This window comes from Wenzhouxiangella sp. YN9, assembly GCF_056324165.1.
In genome coordinates this window covers 1-327 of the sequence record NZ_JBJNIP010000030.1, presented here as the reverse complement: position 1 = coordinate 327, position 327 = coordinate 1, and the positions used below count along the sequence as shown (strand labels likewise).

The following is a 327-nucleotide window of genomic DNA, read 5'->3' as shown; positions in this document are numbered from 1 at the left end:
GAGGTGGCTTCGCTCGAACGAACGGAGCGGGATGCGGTATTAATGGCGCTCCATCAATGTGCGGGAAATATTGCCGCTACGGCTCGTCCATTGGGGGTCGGCCGGCCGACGCTTTATCGTAAGATGCGTAAGTATAATATCGAAGTGCAGGGCGTTAAGACCATATTTTAACTCTCCATGACGTGTTAGTTGGTTGCGCATTAGCCTTACCGCAAGGTTTTTCGGTTATTTGCGCGAAACAGATAAATGAGAATCATTACGTAGATTTGATCTGCATCTGCGACTTGCTCGGGCAATGTTGAGTGATATCCTGCTCATCTCATGCCG

General features: G+C 49.2%; 1 protein-coding gene. It reads left to right on the top strand.

All coding sequences use genetic code 11. The features are described 5' to 3' along the window. The first annotated feature begins 3 nt into the window (after positions 1–3). A complete protein-coding gene (locus tag ACEWQ0_RS00130) occupies positions 4–171 on the top strand; it encodes a helix-turn-helix domain-containing protein (protein ID WP_476484123.1) in 168 nt (55 codons plus the stop codon). The last annotated feature ends 156 nt before the right edge of the window (positions 172–327 follow it).